The organism is Arthrobacter sp. ov118, from assembly GCF_900116495.1.
Classification (GTDB): domain Bacteria; phylum Actinomycetota; class Actinomycetes; order Actinomycetales; family Micrococcaceae; genus Arthrobacter.
The window spans coordinates 214,870-236,710 of sequence record NZ_FPAY01000003.1 but is presented as its reverse complement, the minus strand read 5'-3'; the positions used below and the strand labels follow the sequence as shown (position 1 = coordinate 236,710).

Below are 21,841 nucleotides of genomic sequence, written 5' to 3'. Positions count from 1 at the left end.
CAGTTCAGGACGTCGTCGACCATCCTGTCGCGTTGCGTGACAAAAAAGTAAAAAGCTCCCTGTGGTCTATGTCATATTCAGCTCTCAGTCTGTACTGTATGAATCGGCTGGTATCCGTCGGGGCAGGCCGGGCGATCGCTCGGTATGGTCCCGCCAGCCCGCGGGGCCCGGTATCAAGCCGAGCCGTTCCTTTACGAAAGGTTCAAACACTCGTGACATCACCAGGAAAGAGCTTCCTTCGAAGCGGGGGACTCCGGAGGGCCGCGGCACTGACCCTGGGCTTGCCGGTTCTTCTGTCCACCATCGCAATCGCACCCGCCAACGCGGCCCCGGCCCGCGGACCGGCTGCAACCGGCATCGCGCAGAAGAATATTGACCCGAACAATTACAAGGACGGCCGCTACATTGTGGTCTTGGCGGAAAAGCCGTCTGCAACCTACGACGGCGGCACGGCCGGTCTAGCGGCGACGAAGCCCGCGACCGGCAAAAAGCTGGACGCGAACAGGCCCGAAGTCAAGCAGTACAAGTCGCACCTGGAACAGAAGCAAGCCCAGATTGCCGGCCAGCAGGGCGTCAAGATCCAGCGCCAGTTCACCGCGGCCCTCAACGGCTTCAGTGCCAAGCTGACGGCCGACCAGGCCCTCAAGCTAGCCAAGGACCCCAGTGTCCTGGTGGTCGCGCCGGACACCGAGAACGCCCCCGACTATTCCACCACTGACTTCCTGAAGCTCAGCGGCCCCAACGGCACCTGGAACACCAAGTTCGGGGGCCTGAACGGGGCCGGCAAGGGCGTCGTCGTCGGCGTGATCGACACCGGGTACACGCCGTCCAGCGCATTCTTCGCCGGCGACGAGGTGAAGCCCCTCACGGGAGACCCGGTGGTCGGCGTGCCCTACCGCGACACCGACGGCAAGATCAAGATGCTCAAGGCCGACGGCGAGGACTTCAAGGGCGAATGCCAGACCGGCACCGACTTTGACGGCACCGCCTGCAACTCCAAGGTTCTGAGCGCGCGCTACTTCGGCGACGACTTCGCCGCCACTGTCCCGGAGTCAGAATGGGCCCCGGGCGAAAGGCTGTCGCCGGTCGACGCCGCCAGCCACGGAACCCACACCGCCAGCACGGCTGCCGGTAACGCAAACGTCGAAGCCTCGGTCGACGGCCGGAGCTTCGGCAAGACCAGCGGCATCGCGCCGGCCGCGAAGCTCTCCATTTACAAGGTCTGCTGGGAAGACAAGGACCCCGATACCGGCGGCTGCTACTCCTCGGCGTCCGTTGAGGCCATCAACCAGGCCATCCAGGACGGCGTGGACGTCTTGAACTACTCCATCTCCGGCGCCACGGACACCACCACCGACCCCGTGTCGATGGCCTTCCTGTCCGCAGCCTCGGCAGGGATCTTCGTCGCCGTCTCCGCCGGCAACTCCGGCCCGACGGCCAGCACCGTCAACCACGGCGCACCCTGGCTGACCACGGTCGCCGCGACAAGCTTCTCGCAGGAACTGCAGGGCACGGCCGAATTCTCCGACGGCAGCAAGTACCGTGGCGCCAGCATCATGAACACCCAGGTTTCCAACGCCGGGGTGGTTCTGGCCGCCAACGCGGGAGCCGCCGGCAGCGCCAGCCCGGCCCTGTGCGGTCCGGGGTCGCTGGACCCGGCCAAGATCGCCGGCAAGGTGGTGGTCTGTGACCGCGGTGTGGTGGACCGCGTCGCTAAGAGCGCCGAGGTCAAGCGCGGCGGCGGCGTGGGCATGATCCTCGTCAACCTGACAGATTCCTCGCTGGACACGGACAAGCACTCGGTGCCCACGGTTCACGTGAACCCGCCTGCCACCGAAGCCATCAAGGCAAAGGTCACGGCCAACCCGGCCATCAAGGTTTCACTGGTTAACAAGGACACCACCGGCCTGCCGCTCGAGGCGCAGCCGCAGATCGCCGGCTTCTCCTCCCGCGGCCCGCTGCTGGCCGCCGGCTCGGACCTGCTGAAGCCGGACGTCGCCGCTCCCGGTGTGGCCGTGCTGGCCGGTGTTTCACCGATCGGCACGGGCGGGGACAACTTCGGCTTCCTCTCGGGCACGTCCATGGCATCCCCGCACGTGGCTGGCTTCGGCGCGCTGATCCTGTCCAAGAACCCTATGTGGTCGCCTGCGACGGTCAAATCCGCGATGATGACCACCACGAGCAACGTCAGGAACGCTGACGGGTCCAAGAACACGGACGTCTTCGCCACCGGCGCGGGTCAGGTGGACCCGGCCCGGGTGCTGGATCCGGGTCTGGTCTACGACGCCAACCTGACTGACTACCTGGCGTTCATCAACGGCACGGGCATGGAACTTGGCATCCCGGGCATCGGCACCACCAAGCCGCGGGACATGAACCTCCCGTCCTTCGCCCTGGGCAACCTGGCCGGGAAGATCGAAGTCACCCGCACCGTGACCGCCCTGACCCCGGGCGTCTACAAGGCCAAGTTCGACGTCCCCGGCATTAAGGTCAGTGTGACCCCCGCGGCCCTGAACTTCAGTGCCGCCGGGCAGAAGCGCACGTTCAAGGTCTCCTTTGAGAACCAGGGCGCACCCTTGGGCAAGTTCGCCACGGGTTCGCTGACCTGGCAGGGCGCCAACAAGACCGTGACGTCCCCGATTGCAGTCCGTCCGCAGTCGGCCGTGGCCTCGCAGAGTGTTGCCTTCACCTCCCAGGGCGGCACCGGTTCCGGTGATATCAAGCTGGTCTCCGGCACGAACTCGCCGATCAACATGACCCTCGACGGTCTCTCGAAGGCAGACTCCACCGCCGTCGAGCTCGTCCCGGGCCCGTTCACGGCTGCACCCAATGCCGCAACCTACGTCAAGACGGTCCAGGTCCCGGCGGGCAGCCCGCTGGCGAAGTTCTCGATCCTCTCCGCGGATCCGGCCGCTGACTTTGACCTCTACGTCATGACTCCAAACGGGCCGGTGACCTCCGCGACGTCTTCGGCAAGCGAATCCGTGTCCATCCCCAACCCGACCCCGGGCGCGTACACGATCTACGCACACCTGTTCGACAGCCCGGACAAGCGCGCCACCAAGGCCTCGGTCGACGCTGCGGTGCTCGGCGTGGTCGCGGGCAAGGCGTCGCTGAGCCCGAACCCGCTGCGGCTCCCCAACGGCAAGACAGGCAAGGTCACGCTGAGCTGGTCAGGGCTGGAAACCGGTTCCTACATCGGCCGCGTCACCTTCGCCGGTGCAAGCGACCCGACGTTTGTCTCCGTTCTGGTGACGCCGGCCGGGGCCGTCGTGGTACCGCCAACGTCGGAGGACCAGGCCAGCAACGACGGTCCGGGTGACAGCGCCGGCGGCAATGACAAGGGCAAGAAGGTGCAGAAGGAGAAGGGCAAGATCCAGAACAGCGCCCGGCCCTTCGCCCCGAACAACGCCATCTAGGCCGAAACGAACACCAAGAAACCCGGCAACGGCCGGCGGTTCACACCGCCGGCCGTTGCTGTTTAAGGCGGCCCGGGTTAAGGGGGCCGCCTCAACCCGGGCCGCCGCAGCCGCGAAGCGGGCGGCCCCCAACTTCGGGTCAGATGGCGCCTGTGGAACCGGCGCTGCCGCCCAGCAGCGGGGCCATCGCGCGCCAGCGGGCGATCTCGCAGCCGTCGGTCCGGCTGAACCGGCAATTGACCTCGCGGCCCAGGTACCGGCCGGTCACGACCGCGGTCTGGGGGCCGCCGTACTGCTGCGTACACAGCGGCGGCGGACCCGGCTTGGGGAAGAAGATCGCCTCGCCGTGGCGCCGGACGACCTCAAGGGCGGCGGCCGGATCGGGAAGCGTCGACGCAGCGGTGGGACCGCCGTCGCCGGCCTCGAGGCGGAAAGTGTATTCCGGGGCGCCGGGGGCGTCGCTCAGGCGGATGGTGAGATCGATCTGCGTGTTGGCCGTGTCTGTCATGTCGGTCCCTTCACGTTGTCATCAGGGCTTGTCCGGTTCCGGAGCCGGCCACCGGGCGGTCACTGCCGCGGTGTCGCAGCTGCATGGAGCAAGGGTTCCAGATGTTGCAGCAGCCGCTGCCGGAGCCGCTGCGACTCCGCCGCGAACGCCCGCTGATATTCAACGTACTCGGCCTTGCCCTCCGGTGTCTCGATCCGGATGGCCGGATAGCCCCAGTCGGCAAGATCATACGGCGATGCCTGCATGTCCATGACCCTGATCCGCCAGGACAGTTCGAAGCAATCCATCACGATCTCGCTGGGCAGCAGGGGAGCGAGCTTGTACGCCCATTTGTAGAGGTCCATGTTGGCATGCAGGCACCCGGGCTGCTCCATGGTCCGCTGGTTTTCCCTGCTGGGGACCATGCTGTTCAACGGCACGGCGTCCGGCGTGTAGAACCGGAAGGCGTCGAAATGCGAGCACCGGATCCGGTTCTCCTCAACCACCTCGTCGGTGCGCCCGGACCCCAGCCGTAACTGCAGGTACTCGTGCCGGAGGTCGAACTTGTCCTGCCGGTAGACCATGGCCCACTCGTGGAGCCCAAAACAGCCGAACTGGGCTGGCCGCGCGGCGGTGCCGGCAAGGATGATCCCGGCGAACTGCAACGCCTCCCGCCGGTCCCGGATGAAGGCGTCGACGTCGACCGTCACGGCGGGCGAACCCGCCGGCAGCCCCCCGGCGGCGAGTTCGGCGTCGTCGGCCGCGCGGTAGTATTTCCAGCCGGTCCGCGCCGCCGCCTCGGGGCCGCAGAGCACGACGCCGGCTCCCGGATGCCAGCGCAGCAGCTGTCCGGGCTTTTGGGTGTAGTAGGTGAAGAGGAAGTCCTCCACCGGATGCTTCCGGCCCGCTGAGCGCCGCTCAAGGTAGGGCTCCGCGTAGCGGCGGACGCGCTGTTCGTGGGCCGACTGGCGTGGCAGCCATTCGTTTCGCGACAGGAACAAGGGCCTAGCTCGCCCCGCCGGATGAGCCCAGGACGTCCTTGGCGGCGTTCCACGCGGCGATTTCGCAGCCGTCCTTCAGGCTGTAGCTCGCCTGTACCGGCCGGCCGTCCACGACGCCGGAGACGGTCGCGACCTGAGGGCCGCCGTACACGGCCGGAGCGCCTTGCGCGGGCGCCTGTTGGGTGCAGATCTGGTCCTTGCCGGGCGGGAGGGGGCTGAGGATGGCGGGGTTGTTCTTGATGGCGAGGCAGGCCGCCGCGGCATTGGGGTGCTGGCTTTCGGGGGCGGGCACCCCGTTCTGGCAGACGAGCGTGAAGTTCGTGGCCGTGCCGGTTTCGGACGGCTTGATCATGATGGCGAGCTCGGCGTTGCCCTGGCCCGGGCCCGTCGGCAACGGGGCCGCCGTGGGTGAGGGCGCCGGGGCGGTCGTCTCGGTGTCCGGCGAGGGGGTGCCCGTCGCGGTGCCGCTCGGGGTGCTAGGCGAGGGGCTGGAGGGGGCCGTCGTCGTGCTGGCCGAGGGGGACGGGGAGGGCCCGCCGTTTGGCGTGCACGCGGCCAGGCTGGCCGCGACCATCAGAGCGGCCGCCAGGACAAGTGCCGGGCGGCCCGATTGCGTGCGCATGAGCAGTCCTCCTCTGTTGCGCCCAGTCTACCGCCGGGGCACGTCCTCCGAGCCCGGCCTGGTGGCGGCGATCAGTTCCATCATGGACCCATGCAGCTGGCCGACCTGTTCGCGCGTCAGCCCGAGACGCGCCATCATGATGCCCGGGACCTGGAGGGCCTGCTCGCGAAGGGCGGCTCCGCGGGGGGTCAGCCGGACATCCAGGGTGCGCTCGTTGCCTTCCATCCGCTGCCGGGTGATGAACCCGGCCGTTTCGAGGCGGCGAAGCAGCGGCGAGATGGTGGCCGGCTCCTGTGCCAGTGCTTCGCTGATGTCGCGGACCGACCTCGGGCTTGCTTCCCAGAGGCACAACATGACGAGGTACTGCGGATGGGTCAGGCCGAGTTTGTCCAGGACGGGCTTGTAAGCGCCGACGACGCCGCGGGAGGCCACCGTCAGGGCAAAACACAGCTGCTGCTCCAAGAGGAGATCGTCCCTCGCTGCTTGGGAGTCTTGGGCTGCCGGGGAGGGCCGTGCCGCCTGCGGGGGTTTCACCGGCCCGGCGTGCTCCGCTGCCTGCGCTTGCAGCCCCGCCGCGGCATCCGCCGTTCGATTGGTCACGCCGACTCCTTCCGATCGTTAGTGCACTAATGATTAGCGTACACTGGAGGCATTGTCTTGTTCCCAGGAAAGGATAGCCATGGCCAAGGAAAACGCCGCCGAGAGGTTCATGCGGGCCACCGGGAAGCTCCGGGCGATCTTCGGCCCGGCCAACCGCAGCTCGCTCGGCCACGAGATGACGGAGCAGAACAGGCGGCTGCTGGCGGCGCGGGAGGCCGAAACCGAGCAGTGGGAGACAGTGCACCGGGCCGATGGCAGCACCTATGTGGTGCCCCGCAACCCCGGCGACAAATCCTTGCGCTAGGCCCAATTCCGCACCGCTTCCACCCGGGCAATTTGCCGCCGTCGGGCGTAAAATAAGGGCACTGACACACCGCTGTGCAGCAGCCTGAACCACCCGCGACGATGAAAGGGGGTGGGACTAGTGACACGTACGGTCAAGGCTTTTATGGACAAAACCGACAAGCTGCGGTACTTGTTCGGCCCGGCAGACCGCAATGACCCGGAAGCGCCGGTTATTCACCGGCATGACGACTTCGAGCACGCCTCCGAAGACGACCTGGCGGGTTTCGAAGTGGAGACAGACACTCAGGGGCATCACTACGCTGTCCGTAAAACAGATCTCGGGAACGAAGAGGTCTGAAGCCTTAGACGGCGCTGATGCGCTGTAACGACGCGATGGACATGAAAATGGGAGCGGCGCGCCGCTCCCATTTTCATGCCTGGTCCGCGGTCCTCTAACCTGAACGCCGGCGGGGCCCAGACTTGGGCCACGGTGGCCGCGGCGCCCGGCTGCCTAGCGGCCGGTGCCGCCGTAGACGGTGGCTTCGTCTTCAGTGTCGAGGTCAAACGCCCTGTGGATGGCCCGGACGGCGTCATCGAGAAGGTCGGCGTGGGTGACCACCGAGATGCGGATCTCCGAGGTGGAAATCATGTTGATGTTGATTCCCGCTTCTGAGAGGGCCGCGAAGAAACGTGCGGACACGCCCGGGTGCGAGCGCATGCCGGCGCCGATCAGCGAAAGCTTGCCGATCTGCTCGTTGTATTCAATGCTCTCGAAGCCGATCCGGTCCTGTGCGGAGTGCAGCGCGGCCAGGGCCTCGGCGCCCTCGACGATCGGGAGGGTAAAGGAGATATCGGTCCGGCCCGTGCCGTGCGTGGAGACGTTCTGAACGATCATGTCGATGTTCGAGTGGGCGTCCGCGATGACTTGGAAGATGGCCGCAGCCTTGCCCGGGATGTCCGGTACGCCAACTACCGTGACTTTGGCTTCCGAACGGTCGTGTGCAACACCGGAGATGATTGGCTGCTCCAAGGCAACTCCCTCTTGGGTCGTGATCTTGTCGTCGGCGCCGGGGAGGACCCAGGTGCCTTCATTCTGGCTGAATGAGGATCGGACGTGCAAGGGTACCCCGAAGCGGCGGGCGTACTCGACGCAGCGCAGGTGCAGGATCTTGGCGCCCGAGGCCGCTAGTTCCAGCATTTCCTCGCTGGAGATGCGGTCGATTTTCCGGGCCGACGCGACGACGCGCGGATCGGCCGTGTAGACGCCATCGACGTCGGTGAAGATCTCGCACACATCGGCGTCAAGCGCCGCGGCGAGGGCCACCGCCGTCGTGTCGGAACCGCCGCGGCCGAGCGTTGTGATCTCGTTCGTGGTCCGGCTCATGCCCTGGAACCCGGCGACGATCGCAATGTGCCCCTTGTCCAGGGCGGTGCGGATGCGGTGCGGGTCGACGTCGATGATCCGGGCCTTGCCGTGGATGCCGTCGGTGATCATGCCGGCCTGGGAGCCGGTGAAGGACTGGGCCGAGGCGCCGAACTTGTTGATGGCCATGGCCAGCAGCGCCATCGAGATGCGTTCCCCGGCGGAAAGGAGCATGTCCATCTCGCGGGCCGGGGCGGAATCGGTCAATTGTCCGGCGAGATCGAGGAGCTCGTCGGTGGTGTCGCCCATGGCGGAGACCACCACCACAACCTCATCGCCGGCGTTGTGGGCGTCCACGACCCTCCGGGCGACGCGCTTGATGCCCTCGGCGTCCGCCACGGAGGAGCCGCCAAACTTTTTCACGACAAGGTGCTTGGTGGCGGCGGCCATGGCGGGCAGCGTCTGGGGCTGCGATCCGGGCTGGACTTCGGTAGTGGGCAAACTCATTCGCGCACCCTCACTGGATCATCGGGGTTCTGGGCCAGGCAACCAAACGGCGCGACGGCGTAACTTCTCACCCCAGTTTATCGCCGTGCACCCGCGCCGTTGAAATGTGACCGAATGGCAGACACCGCGCCCCGTTCCACCGGACATGTCCCAGGCTGCGTTCCACGGGACATGTCCACGCCGCGGGCCACGGGCGGACATGCTCCCCGCTCCGAGGGACATGCTCATTCTTCGTGGGCCTGCGCCGTGACCTCCAAGGCGCATGTCCCACGCTGCGGACCAGGAGTGGACATGCTCCCGCTCTGAGGCACATGCTCATTCTTTGGGCCCAGCCCTACGACCCTCAAGGCGCATGTCCCATGCAGCGGACCACGAGTGGACATGCTCCCCGCCCCGAGGCACATGCTCATTCTTGGCGGGCCAGGAGGGGCATGTCTTCCCGGTCCAGAGGACATGCTCATTCTTCGCGCCTAGGGGTGGGCAGAAGGGCATTATGTCCATTCCCGGGCCTGGGTGCGGGACATGTCCAGTGGTCCGAAGGCACGGCGGGGCGGTCGCCGGACATGTCCAGTGGTCCGAAAGGCGCGGGGGCGCGGTCCCGGGACATGTCCGGTGGTCCTAAGGCAGGGGAGCGGGCGCGGGACATGTCCAGTGTTCGGGAGATGGCCCCGGGAGAGCGGCCGGGCGGCGGCCCCGCAAGCGAGGGGGCCGCGTCACCGACCAACCGGCGCAGTGCAGCTAGTGCGTCCTCCGGCCTGTACTGGCAGGCGGGCGCGGGCTCGGGCTCCGGTCGACGCGGTCCAGCCGGTAGCGCCAAGATGGCAGTTGCTTGCCCGCGGTGTCCTCGGCCACGGGGAAGAAACGGTCCTTCCCGAAGCCCAGGGCCTCGAGCAGACGGCGCGACGGGAGATTGGGCTCGTACACGCCCGCGAAAATGGTCTCGCACCCGCGGACGCTAAACAGCCACTCGATCAGGGCGCCGACAGCCTCCCGGCCAAGGCCCAGCCCATGATGGTCCGGGTGCAGGACGTAGCCTAGGCTCGCGCACCCGGCGGGAATCCGTCCCGGCGCCGGGGGCTCCTCAGTGTTCCAGGTCCGGCCGTCGCCGACGATTTCACCGGTGGCCTGCAGCTCGATGGCCCAGCCGAAATGGAACCACTCGGCGGTGGAGGACTCCGCGGCGAACAGCGCCTGTTGAAGCCGGGCGCTGTTCTGCTCCGGGGTGAGCGGGCCGTGGGACAGATAACGCGTGGCGGAGGGGTGGGCGCGGAATCGAAGCAGCGCGCCGGCGTCGTCGTTCCTCAACGGACGCAACAGCAGGCGTTCGGTGAGGAAAGGGGCGGGGGTGACGCCCGCGGCAGCTGTCACGAGGCCGTCAGCTCAGCGCGTTGCGGCGGCCCTCGAAGGCCCTGCCGAGGGTGACTTCGTCGGCGTATTCCAGGTCCCCGCCCACGGGCAGGCCCGAGGCGAGCCGGGTGACCGCGATGCCGATCGACTTGAGCATCCGGGCCAGATACGTCGCCGTGGCCTCGCCCTCGAGGTTGGGGTCGGTCGCGATGATGATTTCCTGGATGGCGCCGTCGTTGAGCCGGGTCAGCAGCTCACGGATCCGCAGTTGTTCCGGACCGATGCCGGCGATCGGGTTGATTGCCCCGCCCAGCACGTGGTACCTGCCGCGGAACGACCGTGTCCGCTCCACCGCCAGGACATCTTTGGATTCTTCGACGACGCAGATCACCGCGGGGTCCCGGCGCGGGTCACGGCAGATGTTGCACAGTTCCTGCTCCGTCACGTTTCCGCAGACCGTGCAGAACTTGACGCGTTCCTTCACGGTGGTGATGGCGTCGACGAGCCGCTTCATGTCCTGCGGATCGGCCTCGAGGATGTGGAACGCCAGCCGCTGGGCAGACTTGGGCCCGACTCCGGGAAGGCGTCCGAGCTCGTCGATCAGCTCTTGAACTGCACCCTCGTACACAATGTCCTCGTTCGTTTGGAATGGGGCCGGGACCAGCCGGCAGGGGGTCTGCTAGAAGCGCGGCGGCAGCGGGCTTCCATCCAGGGAGCGTTCCTCCACGAGTTTGCCGCCCAGGATGCGCTCGACGGCGGCCCGGCCGAAGACACCCGATTCCTCGATCGTTTCGTCGTCGGCGCTCGGAATGTCCTGGACGTAGACCGTGGCTGCGGCGGCCGCCCGGGCCGGGGCCTTCGCCCGCCCGGCCTCGGCCTCGGGACTGTTCGACAGCCGCTGATAAAGGCTTTGCCGGCCCGCCGCTGAGGCAGGCTCGGGAACGGTGGCCACTGGAGCCGCAACGGCAGCCACGGCCGCCAGGGCCGCGAACTGGGCTGCGGTCTGCGGCGCGGCCGGTGCCGGGGCCCCTTCAGCCTGGGCGGAGCGTTCCGCGGTCAGTCCGGACGGTGCGGACACGACGCCGGCGTATTCCGGGATCTGTGCCGCCGCCGGCTCGTACTGCGCGGGCTCCGGTTCGGGTGCGGGGGGCTCCGTGTCTGGCGTCGCGTATTGGCCGACGTTGGATTCCGTGCCGACCGCCCAGACGCCTGGTGACTGCTCGACGGCGCGCGCCCAGGGATCGGCCAGTGTATCGGGGCCCGCCTGCGACGTTCCGGTCGAGGAACCGGCGGCACCGGACGGTGCCTGGGCCGCCGGCGTCCGGGTCGGCGCTGCGGACGCGGCGCGGCTGGACGGGGTGGCCGGCGCAGGATCCCAATCCATGGGCGGTTCTTCGTCCAGCGGCGGGGCGTCCTCATCCCGCGGCGGTCCCCAGTCGTCATCAGGGTCGGCATAGGACCCGGAAGCCTCCGGGGGTGCCGCCGGCACCGCGGCCGCCCTGGGTTCGGAAATCTGGGCCTGGACTGCGGGAACAGTCGCGGGGGATTGCGCGTCCGGCGCCGAGTCGTCGGGAGACACCGCCGACGAGGCGGTCGGTGCGGGTTCCGAAGATTCCGCCGCGGCCGCTCCGGCGGAGGCCGGATTGGGCTGCGTTCCGGGCACGGGGGCAGCGGAACCGTTTGCCGTGGCAGATCCCTTCCCCGTGACGGCTTCCGCGGTGGTGTCCGCCGTTGGCTGGGGAGCAGGACTGAGACCCCAGGCGACGTCGGCCGACGTCGCCGGGGTTTCCCGGTTATCGGGCGCTTTTGGGTTTGGCGCAGAGCTCGCCGGGCTGTTGCCGCCGCCGGCCACGGCTCGGATCTGGCAGTCGATGCCGATCGTCTTGTGGATAGCCTGCCGGAGGTTGTCGGCGTGGTCGGCCCGGCCGAAGGCGCCCGCCAGCCCCGGGGTAGTGAACGCGAGCGTCAGGACGTGGTCTTCGAAATGGCCGACCTGGGCATTGGGCTCCACCAGCGCCCAGGTGCTTCGTTTGATTTTCGTCAGGGACTGCAGGATCTCGGGCCACGCGCGGCGCAAAACCTCGACGTCGGCGCCCGGGCCGGACACGGCAGCGGGCACTGCCGCAGGTGCTGGGGCGGCCGCGGTCGGTTCGGGCCGTGCCGGGGCGGACTGTGCAGGGGACTGTGCCGGAGGGGACTGTGCCGGAGCGGACTGGGCAGGAGCGGACGGGGCAGGAGCGGACGGTGCAGCCCCGGCGGCAGTTGCCGGAGCGGGCCCGGCTGGCGGGGCGCCGGGCGGCGGTGCCGCCGCACGTGACGGGACCGTTGCTTGTGGAGACGCGGACCCGCGACTGCCGGCAGCCGCGGGTTCGTCCACGGGCCAGTCGCTGGTGCTGACGCGGGGCGCCGTCAGCGGCTCCCGGGCAGGCTCCTCCGCGCGGACAGTCGTGGCCGGCACAGGAACAGCGACCGGCGGCTGTGCGACCTGTGGCCGTTCGGCTTGTACCTGTTCGGCCGGCCGCTCGGCGGGTGCGGCGGGCACTGCTGCTGCAACCGGCGCCGCCGGACGAGCCGCCGGTGCGCCCGCAAGGGGAGACCCGACGTCGTTCCCGGCGTAGTTCAAGCGCCGCTCGACGCGGTCGATGCGGGCGGCGATGCCGCGTTCCGTCTGTTCCGAGCTGGGCAGCAGGATGCGGGCGCACAGCAGTTCCAGATGCAGGCGCGGGGACGTGGCCCCGGTCATTTCGGTGAGCGCGGTGTTGGTAACGTCGGCCGCGCGGGAAAGTTCGGCAGCACCGAGATTGTGCGCCTGGTTCTGCATGCGGGCGATCTGGTCCGCCGGCATGCCGCGGAGGATGGACTGGGCGCTCTCGGGCATCGCCTGGACGATGATGAGGTCGCGGAAGCGTTCCAGCAGGTCTTCGACGAAGCGACGCGGATCGTGGCCGGTCTGGATGACCCGGTCCACCGCCCGGAAGACCGTGGCCGAGTCCGACGCGGCGACGGCTTCGACGACGTCGTCCAGCAGGGAAGCGTGGGTGTAGCCCAGGAGGGCGACCGCAAGTTCGTAGTCCAGACCGTTGGGTCCGGCGCCGGCCATGAGCTGGTCCAGGACGGAGAGGGAGTCGCGCACGGAACCGCCGCCAGCGCGGATGACGAGCGAGAGCACACCCGGGGCCACGGCGACGTTTTCCTGGGAGCAGAGCAGCTCCAGGTAGGCCATGAGCGGCTCCGGCGGTACGAGCCGGAAGGGGTAGTGGTGCGTGCGGGACCGGATGGTGCCGATCACCTTGTCCGGCTCCGTGGTGGCGAAGATGAACTTGATATGCTCCGGCGGCTCTTCGACGATCTTGAGCAGGGCGTTGAAGCCGGCGGACGTGACCATGTGGGCTTCGTCGATGATGAAGATTTTGTAGCGGTCCCGGACCGGAGCGTAGGTGGCCCGTTCACGGAGGTCGCGGGCGTCGTCCACGCCGCCGTGGCTGGCGGCGTCGATCTCGATGACATCCAGCGAGCCCGAACCGCCGCGCGCCAGTTCAACACAGCTGGGGCACTTGCCGCAGGGGGTGTCCGTCGGTCCTTCGGCGCAGTTCAGGCAGCGGGCCAGGATCCGGGCCGAAGTTGTTTTGCCGCAGCCGCGAGGGCCCGAAAAGAGATAGGCGTGGTTGACCCGGTTCTTGCGCAAGGCCGTCATGAGGGGCTCAGTGACGTGCTCCTGCCCGATGACGTCCGCGAACGAATCGGGGCGGTATCGACGGTAGAGGGCGGTAGTAACAGTCACAGATAAACCCTACCAATCGGCACTGACATAAAAGACCCCTCATGCACCCGCCAGAGCCCGCTTACCCTTGCTACCTTCCGGTCCTGGGGGAGTTCAACAGGATGACGCCACATGAGGGGCCGTCAGCAAGTTTACCTGACGATTCAGCGTTGCCCGAATTGGCCCGGTTTCGACGTGTCTTCGCGGTGGGACATGTCCGCTTTTCGCGGGCAGGAGTGGGCTCTGCGGGACTATGGCCACCCTTGGGCGCATGTCCGGAGCATGTCCAGTGCTGGGGCGACCGGCGTGGAACATGTCCAGTGCTCGGGAGGCCAGCGAGGGGGCATGTCCATTTTTCGCGGGCAGGACTGGGCTCTGCGGGATCATGTCCACCCTTGGGCGCGTGTGCGGAGCATGTCCAGTGGTGGGGCGGCCAGCTAGGGAGCATGTCCATTTCTGGCGGCCTTTTCGCGACCGAGATTGCCCGGGTTCGGGATATGTCCAGCGCCCGGCGCGAGAAGGGGGCATGTCCCGCGAAGTGGCCTCGGGCTGGGGCGGGGAGGGTCCAATTGGGCGAAGCTGGAAAGTTCAGGTAGTCTAGTATCTGCTTTTGATTCAGAAGCAACTGGAGAATTCGCCTAGCGGCCTATGGCGCACGCCTGGAACGCGTGTTGGGTTAACGCCCTCGGGGGTTCAAATCCCCCATTCTCCGCGGCTGGCCCCGGCCCCTTTGGACCGGGGCCTTTTTGCGTCCAAGGGCCTTCGGGCGGCCGTCCCCCCACTTAGGCGCCGTAACCCAGCCGGCGCAGACGGGTTCTCGCGGCCTGCTCGCTCGGTCCCACCCGGCCCAGGGCAACATGAACAACCCCGAGCGTGACGCGCGTTGCCGCGGTAACGGGCAACGGGATGGGCCCCAGCCTCGCGGTCCGGAGACCGAGCAGCTCGCGGTATTTGGGTTCGAGGCTGGACACGGCGGCCGCGAACAGCACCCGGTAGCCCGGTTTGAGCGCAGGGTGGAGGGGCGGATCCCGGATGAAGGCCACCGTTTCGGCCACCCGCTCGTCACAGCGGAGCTCGCCGTCGTCGTACCAGCGGTCCAGTTGCTGCCGCATCTCCGCCTCACTCAGCGGCGGGGATTCCACGCCCATGAGCCGGCCGGCCTGCGCCCACTCGCGGACATAGGCATCAGGTCCACCCGGAATCGGCCGTCCCCACAGCTTGTGGGCGGAGAGGAAGGCGTCCGTGAAGGCGATGTGCACCCAGCGGAGCAGCTCGGGGTCGTTGGCCGCGTAACTGCGTTCGACGCCGTGCCCGTCCACGAAGTCTCCCCGGACCTTCCGGTGGAGCCGGAGAACCCAGTCCGAGGCGGCACGGGCGGCGTCGGTGGAACCGTAGGAAACGGTGAAAATCCAGCGGATCGTGCCCGCCAGGCGGCCCAGGGGGTCTTCGCGGAAACGGGAGTGATCGTGCACGCCGGCCAGTGCCCCGGGATGGAGCGCCTGCATCAGCAGGGCCCGAATGCCCGCCACGATGGTTGGCATGCCCCCGTGCACGGCCCAGACTGCGGAGCCCGGCAAGTGGTACCCGGCGTCCTCCCCCTCGGCAAGGAGGGGCACCCACTCGGGCACGGCGTCCCGCGTCCCGGTGAACGTTTGTTTCAGTTCTGCCTGCCATTCCCTGAGGACATTGCGCATCCTCCATTTTTACCCGGCCTCCGGGTGTCCGGCACCTGCGAGTCCGCGAAGGACTACTTGGCCGCCGCCGGCTCGCTACTGGGGCCGCCTCCCGATCTCCGCGCGGGACCGCAAAAGGGGTCCGCAGGCGGTTCACAGAGCCGGTGGTCTGTGGTCCCATAGGGGATAAGTCCGCGAAGTCTGGGGTCGCCGGGCACCCAATTGCAGGAGTCACACGTGGGAAAACACTGGGGAAACTCATCGAGTGAGCCGTCAAGCAGGGCGCGGACGGTTGCCGTGCGTTGTGCATCGGGAGGCTTGTGCCTCTCACTCGCCGTTCTGGCATTCGGCGGCTTTCAGGGATTGAGCGCTATCGCGCCCTACAGCGCGCCGGCCGTCGTGCCGGCCGCCGGCTCGGTGGGGCCTCAAACGCTGGACCCGTCTGCCGGCTCCGACGGGGCTCCCGCCGCAACATCCGCAGGCACCTCAGGGGCGGTCACCGCAGACGCACAGGCCCTCGTGGCCTTCAGCCGGAGCACCGTGGAAACGCTGACCCGGGAAGGTGTAGGCGGCGAACTCAATGTTGCCTCGGCGAGCCTGAAACGGCCCCTGCTCGGCTTCCTCATGGCCCCGCTGGAATCGCTGGTGCCCTCCTCGCCGTTCGGGCTGCGCACCAGCCCCCTGACAGGCGTGGCGGGAGAATTCCACTGGGGTCAGGACTTCGCCGCACCCTGCGGCACCCGTGTCTACTCCGCCGACGCCGGTGTGGTTCGGGCGGTCGGGTGGCACCCGTGGGGCGGCGGGAACCGGGTGGAAATCGACCATGGCAACGGTCTGATCACCACCTACAACCACCTGGAGGCGATTGCCGTTAAGAAGGGCGACTCCGTGCGCGTGGGGGAGGTCATCGCCCGGGTAGGCACCACGGGATCCTCGACTGGCTGCCACCTGCATTTCGAAACCATCCTCAACGGCTCGCACACGGATCCGCGGGACTGGACGCTGATTCCCGTCAAGCAGATAGACCAACTAGGTCCCATCGAAATGACCAGCTACGCGCCCGACTCCGGCAAACCGTCCAATACAGGTATCGGCTGGGCCATTCCCGTCCGTGAAGACCTGACCCACGTGGTGGCCGGGGGCGTGCAGGAACAGCCTGCCGCCGTGGCGGCCAAACCACCGGCCAGCGTCTCGGCCGCAGCCACCGAAGCCGCCTCCGGTACAGCGACGCCCACAACGCCAGCCACGCCGACGCCGACGCCGACGCACACCGGAACCAGCACCCCGACGCCGACGCCGACCGGCACAACCGCCGCGCCTAAGCCGACGCCGTCGCCGACCGGTACAACCGCCTCGCCTAAGCCGTCGGTGACACCGACACCGACGCCGACCCGAACCACCACGGAGGCGCCGACGCCGACGTCTACCGGAACGACCGCGACGCCAACCGGAACCAGCACGGCGACGTCGACGCCGACAGCCACCGTGCCGGCCTCGCCTTCCGTAACGCCCCCGTCCTCCTCGGCACGCGCTTCGGCCTCTGCAACCGCAACAGAGGCCACCGACGCGACCCCGCCCGCCACCACCACTGCCGCACCAACACCCACGGCAACGTCAACCGCAACGCCCAGCCGCTAACCGCCGCGCGGGTCACCAGCCGCTGGGGGGGCCTGCCGCCGGCGTCGCGCCTGGTTCCCTGTCCGCGATGCGAACCCATACCCTTAAGGGCCGGCGCCGAATCAACGGTGTGACCAGCAACGGAGCACGGCAACGGAGCACTGACATCGCGAGGACCTACCCATGACTGCTCTGCACTCCATACCCTTGACTCTGATCGACGGCACCGAGACCAGCTTTGGCCGATTCGCCGGGGAAGTGGTCCTGGTGGTGAACGTGGCGTCCCAATGCGGTTTCACGCCCCAGTACGCGGGGCTCGAGGCATTGCACAACAAGTTCCGCGACCAGGGCTTCCAGGTTCTCGGCGTCCCCTGTAACCAATTCGCCGGGCAGGAGCCCGGTGCCGACGCCGAAATCGCCGAATTCTGCCAACGGAATTTCGGGGTTACCTTCCCGCTGTCGGCCAAGGCCAACGTGCGCGGCAGGAATCAGCACCCGCTCTATGCGGAGCTCACCAAGTTCAAGACCGGCATGCTGCCAGGCTTGGTGAAGTGGAACTTCGAGAAGTTCCTCGTGAACCGCGACGGCGACATCATCGCCCGCTTTGCGCCCACCGTGGAGCCGGACGCGCCGGAGATCCTCGAAGCCGTCCGGGCAGCCGTGGACGCACGCGAACCGGGGTCATGACGTCCTCTGCCGAGGCCGCCGGTCCGTTGGCGCGGGCGCGGCAAACGTCCCGGCGGAAGCAAAATAAATCGGGGCCAGCGAAGGGCAAAACGGCACTAGCCCTGACCATCACCAACCCCTAGACTGGCCGCACCCTCCAATATCCCGGGCCTTCACGCGCCGCCCGCACCCTGCGTTCTGACATCAGGCGGCGTTCCGGTGGGCGCTCCGGGGAGGGCGCGTCAGAGAGCTTCGTGAATCACAATTCGATGGCCCCAGAGGGGTCCGTGAAACAAGGAGGAACGAGATGACAGGGAACAAAGCCGTTGCCTACAAGGGACCGGGCAAAGTTGAAGTGATTGACATCGACTACCCCGAGTTCGAGCTAAAGGACGGCCCGGGGGTCAACCCCGCCAACGTGGGCCGGTCGGTGCGCCATGGCGCAATCCTCAAGACCGTTGCCACGAATATTTGCGGCTCCGACCAGCACATGGTGCGGGGACGCACCACGGCCCCCGCTGATCTGGTGCTTGGCCACGAGATCACCGGTGAGGTGGTGGAAGTTGGTCCGGACGTTGAATTCATCAAAGTGGGAGACATCTGCTCTGTCCCGTTTAACATCGCCTGCGGGCGCTGCCGGAACTGCAAGGAACGCAAGACGGGCATCTGCATGAACGTCAATCCCGACCGCCCGGGCAGTGCCTATGGCTATGTGGACATGGGCGGCTGGGTGGGTGGCCAGGCCAACTTCGTCCTGGTTCCATACGCCGACTGGAATTTGTTGAAGTTCCCGGACAAGGACCAGGCCCTCGAAAAGATAATGGACCTGGCCATGCTCTCGGACATCTTCCCGACCGGATTCCATGGCGCCGTCAGTGCGGGCGTCGGCGTCGGCAACACCGTCTACATCGCCGGCGCAGGACCCGTCGGTCTGGCTGCGGCAACCAGCGCCCAGCTTTTGGGTGCCGCAGTGGTGATCGTCGGAGATATGAATGAGGAGCGTCTGGCCCAGGCGCGCAGCTTCGGCTGCGAGACGGTCGACCTGTCGAAGGGCGGCCCAGCCGAGCAAATCGAGCAGCTCCTCAGCGTTCCCGAAGTCGACTGCGCGGTTGACGCGGTCGGATTCGAAGCGAAGGGCCATGGGGCGGGGGCCAAGGAAGCGCCTGCTACGGTGTTGAACTCCCTGATGGAGATCACTGCCGCCGGCGGGGCCCTCGGCATCCCCGGACTCTACGTCACCGGTGATCCGGGCGGCATAGACGAGGCTGCGAAGAAGGGCTCGCTCTCGCTCAGCCTCGGAACCGGCTGGGCCAAATCGCTCAGCTTCACCACGGGACAGTGTCCGGTCATGAAATACAACCGGCAGCTGATGTCGGCCATCCTGCATGACAAGGTTAATATCGCCAAGAACGTCAACGCCAAGGCCATTCCCTTGGAGGACGCTCCAAAGGGTTACGCGGAATTCGACGCCGGTGCGGCGACGAAGTATGTGCTCAACCCGAACGGCTACCTGAGCTAGCTGGCCTGCACCCCGGCGGCACCGCTCGTTCCCCTGTTCACTTGGGGCCCGCGTGCCGCCGGGGCGGCCGCTACCCATATGCCGGCGGCGGCATATGAGGGTCCGCCCCTTGTTAAGGGCCGATTTCCTCACATGCCGGCCGCAGTTGTTACATTGTTTTCCTAATGTCTGGTTGGATAGTCCTTACTGAGAGGGACACTGGAGGCACCGCTTCCACCCAACCAAGAAGGCAGCAATGGAGCGCATCGAGGCCCAGCACCCTAGGCCACGTCATGTCCTACTTCACATGAGTGATCCCCATTTGCTGGGGGGAACGCAATCCCTGCACGGCGTCGTTGACAGCGAGGCCCTGCTCAGGCAGCTCTTCGACGAGGTTCTCGCCTCGGGTGCACGGCCCGAAGCCGTGATCTTCACAGGAGACCTGGCCGACCACGGCGAACCGGAGGCCTACGTAAAGCTTCGTGCGATTGTGGAACCGGCGTGCAAAGCCATGGGCGCCAAGGTCATCTGGGCCATGGGCAATCACGATGACCGGGCCAATTTCCGGACCGGGCTGCTGGACCAGGTGGGCGATGATTCGTCGGTGGATCACAGTTACTTCGTCAATGGCCTGCGCATCATCACGCTGGACACGTCCGTGCCCGGCTTCCACCATGGCGAACTGAGCGAGGACCAGTTGGACTGGCTCGCGGCCGAACTCGCCACCCCGGCGCCGGACGGGACCATCCTCGCGCTCCACCACCCGCCGGTACCATCGGTGCTTGACCTGGCCGTGCTCGTGGAACTCCGCGGCCAGTCGGCGCTCGCCGGGGTCCTGCGCAACTCCGATGTCCGAGCCATCCTGGGCGGCCACCTGCACTACTCGACCACAGCAACGTTTGCCGGCATCCCCGTTTCCGTGGCGTCGGCCACCTGCTACACCCAGGACTTGAACGTTGCCGTGGGAGGCACCCGCGGCCGCGACGGCGGGCAGGCATTCAACCTGGTGCACGTTTATGAACATACGGTGGTGCACTCCGTGGTGCTGCTCGGCGACACCCCGGCGGTCGGTGAGTTCGTTCCGGCGGAGGAAGTCCAGCGCCGGCTCTCGGCCGCCGGGATCTTTTTTCCGGAGCAGGCTCAGCTGGAGGCGCCCTCCCGCCGCAGGTTCACTACACTCAACTGAGCGCCCGACGGCGGGCGCCGGCGCGGGGGGCCCATGGCGCCGGCGCCCGATGCCCGCGCCCAGGCCGGCGCCCCGGGGCCAGGGCACTGCCCGTTTACTTCTCCCAGGGCGCCTTGATGGGGTAGTACTTCTCCAGGAAGTCCGTGACCAGTTCGGCGCGCTCTTCGGCGTCGACCTCGGGAAAACTCCCGTCGTTGAGGCAGAAGAAGTCCATATTCCGCTTGGCCAGGAGTTTGGGCAGGTAGTTCAGACCCGCCCGTGCTGTCGTATCCACGTAGCGCACCTTGGCGGCCGTCTGCGTCACGGCCCGGCCGGTGAGCAGCGCGTAGTAGTGGTAGAACGAGTTGGTCACGGAGATGTTGTCCGCCGCGCGGAAGGTGCTCGCGGCCGTCTTGGCGAACTCGGCTGGGAACTCCTGTTCCATCTGCTCGACGACGCTGCGCCGCAGCGGGGCCGCAGTGTGCTCCAAGTGCCGGGTGGTGATGCGGCCGAAGCGGTTCCAGAGCAGCTTCCGGTTGACCCGGGCGGCGTTCTCAAAGCCGCTGCGTTCGGCGTCGTTGTCGCCCAGCCCGATGCGCGTCTCGGCCTCGATGAACTTTGTAATGCCGCCGGGTGTGAAGAACATGTCCGGTCCCACGGCCCGGCCGAAGAACATGTCGTCGTTCGAATACAGGAAATGCTCGGAGAGTCCGTCAATGCGGTGCAGCTGGCACTCCACCGCCTGCGAATTGTGCGTGGGCAGGACGGAGGGATCGGCGAAGAACTCCTCGCTGCGCACAATCGTCACGCCAGGGTGGTCGGCCAGCCAGGACGGCGCGGGGGAGTCGGTGGCTATGAAGATCCGGCGGATCCACGGCGCGAACATGTACACCGAGCGCAGGGCGTACTTGAGCTCGTTGATTTGGCGGAAACGGGCCTCATGGTCATCGCCTTCCCCTACCACCACACCGGCCATTCGCGCCCGGCGGGCTGCGATGTACTCCGGCGAGCTGCCGTCCACCCAGGAAAACACCAGATCGATGTCGAAGCTGATGTCGCTGGCGTGGTCCGCAAACATGTTCTCGATGGTGGGCCAGGTGTGACCGTAGCGCTCCACAGTGCCGCGGACCGCGTCCTGGGCCAGCAGGGTCCGGCGCGTCAGGGAGTTTTCGATCGGCAGGATCAGCTGGTCGCCCTCGAAGCTCCAGAGCTCGAGCTGGACGCCGGCGGAGGCGCCGAACTCAAAGCCTCCCTCCGGCTCAACCCGGGGCCTGTACAGGCGGAAGATCCGGGACTGCCGGTTGGGGGAGAGCTCACCGTCGGCCACCAGCACCGCGGTCTTCTTCTTCGCGTCGACACTCATCGAATAGAAGGGTTCGTCGCGGCACGCCTCCACGAGTGCGCGCCGGAGTTCTTTCCGGTGCTTCCAGTCCACGGCAATGACCGGCCGGTCATTGTTGCCCCGGACCAGCAGGTAGCCCAGGCCCGCGCCGGCCAGGACGGACCGCAGGAACATTAGGTCTTCGACCATCGCCTGGTACGGTGTCCGGTTCTCATTGACCAGCGCATAGCGGCCGCTCCGACGGACGACATCGGAGCGGGTCCTGAATCTGGCGACGGCCGCCGCTGACGTGATCTCGGCGTGGGCGTCCTCGGACGCCTGGCTGCCATAATAAATCTCGTCTTGGATCACTGCTTCGGTGATGTCAATTCTCCGGCTTCTCTTCGGTGTGTTGCATTTACTTGCATGATAACGCGGAGCTCAAAATGCCGCGGACTGTCAGGGCGGAACCGTCCGCATGTGACGCCGGAATGCAGGAACCGAAGCGGA

At 67.2% G+C, this 21,841-nt stretch carries 17 protein-coding genes, 1 tRNA gene and 1 other RNA gene; 8 read left to right on the top strand and 11 right to left on the bottom strand.

Going from position 1 to position 21,841, the window contains the following annotated elements:
• Positions 1-68 precede the first annotated feature (68 nt).
• Positions 69-3,419 carry a S8 family serine peptidase gene (locus BM372_RS08605; RefSeq protein ID WP_090954161.1) on the top strand — a complete coding sequence of 1,117 codons (3,351 nt, stop codon included), beginning with the start codon at positions 69-71 and terminating at the stop codon, positions 3,417-3,419.
• Between the two features lie 139 nt (positions 3,420-3,558).
• Here BM372_RS08605 and BM372_RS08600 read toward each other — a convergent pair whose 3' ends face one another.
• The 4 genes from BM372_RS08600 to BM372_RS08585 are packed head-to-tail and all read right to left on the bottom strand — an operon-like array spanning position 3,559 to position 6,063.
• Positions 3,559-3,927 (bottom strand): serine protease inhibitor, encoded by a 369-nt coding sequence (locus tag BM372_RS08600; RefSeq protein ID WP_090954159.1) that lies wholly within the window; start codon positions 3,925-3,927, stop codon positions 3,559-3,561.
• Positions 3,928-3,986: 59 nt separating this feature from the next.
• Complete coding sequence (locus tag BM372_RS08595; RefSeq protein WP_090954157.1) at positions 3,987-4,907, bottom strand: 3-methyladenine DNA glycosylase; 921 nt, start codon at positions 4,905-4,907, stop codon at positions 3,987-3,989.
• 4 nt (positions 4,908-4,911) lie between these two features.
• Entirely contained in the window at positions 4,912-5,529 is a 618-nt protein-coding gene (locus BM372_RS08590; RefSeq protein WP_090954155.1) for a serine protease inhibitor, read from the bottom strand.
• A gap of 27 nt (positions 5,530-5,556) precedes the next feature.
• Entirely contained in the window at positions 5,557-6,063 is a 507-nt protein-coding gene (locus BM372_RS08585; RefSeq protein WP_090954563.1) for a MarR family winged helix-turn-helix transcriptional regulator, read from the bottom strand.
• 145 nt (positions 6,064-6,208) lie between these two features.
• Here BM372_RS08585 and BM372_RS08580 point away from each other — a divergent pair, with 145 nt between their 5' ends.
• Both BM372_RS08580 and BM372_RS08575 read left to right on the top strand, forming a co-directional pair.
• Complete coding sequence (locus tag BM372_RS08580; RefSeq protein ID WP_090954153.1) at positions 6,209-6,433, top strand: hypothetical protein; 225 nt, start codon at positions 6,209-6,211, stop codon at positions 6,431-6,433.
• Positions 6,434-6,577: 144 nt separating this feature from the next.
• Entirely contained in the window at positions 6,578-6,772 is a 195-nt protein-coding gene (locus BM372_RS08575) for a hypothetical protein (RefSeq protein ID WP_090954151.1), read from the top strand.
• Positions 6,773-6,925: 153 nt separating this feature from the next.
• Here the strand turns inward: BM372_RS08575 and BM372_RS08570 are convergent, their stop codons facing one another.
• From BM372_RS08570 to ffs, 5 genes are all read right to left on the bottom strand, one after another.
• Positions 6,926-8,284 (bottom strand): aspartate kinase, encoded by a 1,359-nt coding sequence (locus BM372_RS08570; protein WP_090954149.1) that lies wholly within the window; start codon positions 8,282-8,284, stop codon positions 6,926-6,928.
• A gap of 738 nt (positions 8,285-9,022) precedes the next feature.
• Positions 9,023-9,652 (bottom strand): GNAT family N-acetyltransferase, encoded by a 630-nt coding sequence (locus BM372_RS08565; RefSeq protein WP_090954147.1) that lies wholly within the window; start codon positions 9,650-9,652, stop codon positions 9,023-9,025.
• Positions 9,653-9,659: 7 nt separating this feature from the next.
• Positions 9,660-10,259, bottom strand: a complete 600-nt coding sequence (gene recR / locus BM372_RS08560) for a recombination mediator RecR (protein ID WP_090954144.1) — start codon at positions 10,257-10,259, stop codon at positions 9,660-9,662.
• Positions 10,260-10,310: 51 nt separating this feature from the next.
• Positions 10,311-13,412, bottom strand: coding sequence for a DNA polymerase III subunit gamma and tau (locus BM372_RS08555; protein ID WP_090954142.1), 3,102 nt, complete (start codon positions 13,410-13,412; stop codon positions 10,311-10,313).
• Between the two features lie 27 nt (positions 13,413-13,439).
• An RNA gene (gene ffs / locus BM372_RS08550) (signal recognition particle sRNA small type) lies at positions 13,440-13,536 on the bottom strand.
• Between the two features lie 482 nt (positions 13,537-14,018).
• Between ffs and BM372_RS08545 the strand changes: the two genes are divergently transcribed.
• Positions 14,019-14,103 (top strand) — tRNA-Ser (locus BM372_RS08545).
• Positions 14,104-14,173: 70 nt separating this feature from the next.
• Here the strand turns inward: BM372_RS08545 and BM372_RS08540 are convergent.
• On the bottom strand, positions 14,174-15,085 hold the full coding sequence (locus BM372_RS08540) for an oxygenase MpaB family protein (protein ID WP_090954140.1): 912 nt from the start codon (positions 15,083-15,085) through the stop codon (positions 14,174-14,176).
• 342 nt (positions 15,086-15,427) lie between these two features.
• Between BM372_RS08540 and BM372_RS20635 the strand changes: the two genes are divergently transcribed.
• The 4 genes from BM372_RS20635 (at position 15,428) to BM372_RS08515 (ending at position 20,031) form a co-directional block, all read left to right on the top strand.
• Positions 15,428-16,702 carry a M23 family metallopeptidase gene (locus BM372_RS20635; RefSeq protein ID WP_256214130.1) on the top strand — a complete coding sequence of 425 codons (1,275 nt, stop codon included), beginning with the start codon at positions 15,428-15,430 and terminating at the stop codon, positions 16,700-16,702.
• A gap of 162 nt (positions 16,703-16,864) precedes the next feature.
• Positions 16,865-17,368, top strand: coding sequence for a glutathione peroxidase (locus BM372_RS08525; RefSeq protein WP_090954138.1), 504 nt, complete (start codon positions 16,865-16,867; stop codon positions 17,366-17,368).
• A gap of 286 nt (positions 17,369-17,654) precedes the next feature.
• Positions 17,655-18,866, top strand: a complete 1,212-nt coding sequence (gene fdhA, locus BM372_RS08520; RefSeq protein ID WP_090954136.1) for a formaldehyde dehydrogenase, glutathione-independent — start codon at positions 17,655-17,657, stop codon at positions 18,864-18,866.
• Between the two features lie 235 nt (positions 18,867-19,101).
• Positions 19,102-20,031: a phosphodiesterase gene (locus BM372_RS08515; RefSeq protein ID WP_090954134.1), complete on the top strand. Its 930-nt coding sequence runs from the start codon at positions 19,102-19,104 to the stop codon at positions 20,029-20,031.
• Between the two features lie 94 nt (positions 20,032-20,125).
• Here BM372_RS08515 and BM372_RS08510 read toward each other — a convergent pair whose 3' ends face one another.
• Positions 20,126-21,700 (bottom strand): stealth family protein, encoded by a 1,575-nt coding sequence (locus BM372_RS08510; RefSeq protein ID WP_371261716.1) that lies wholly within the window; start codon positions 21,698-21,700, stop codon positions 20,126-20,128.
• Positions 21,701-21,841: the final 141 nt, after the last annotated feature.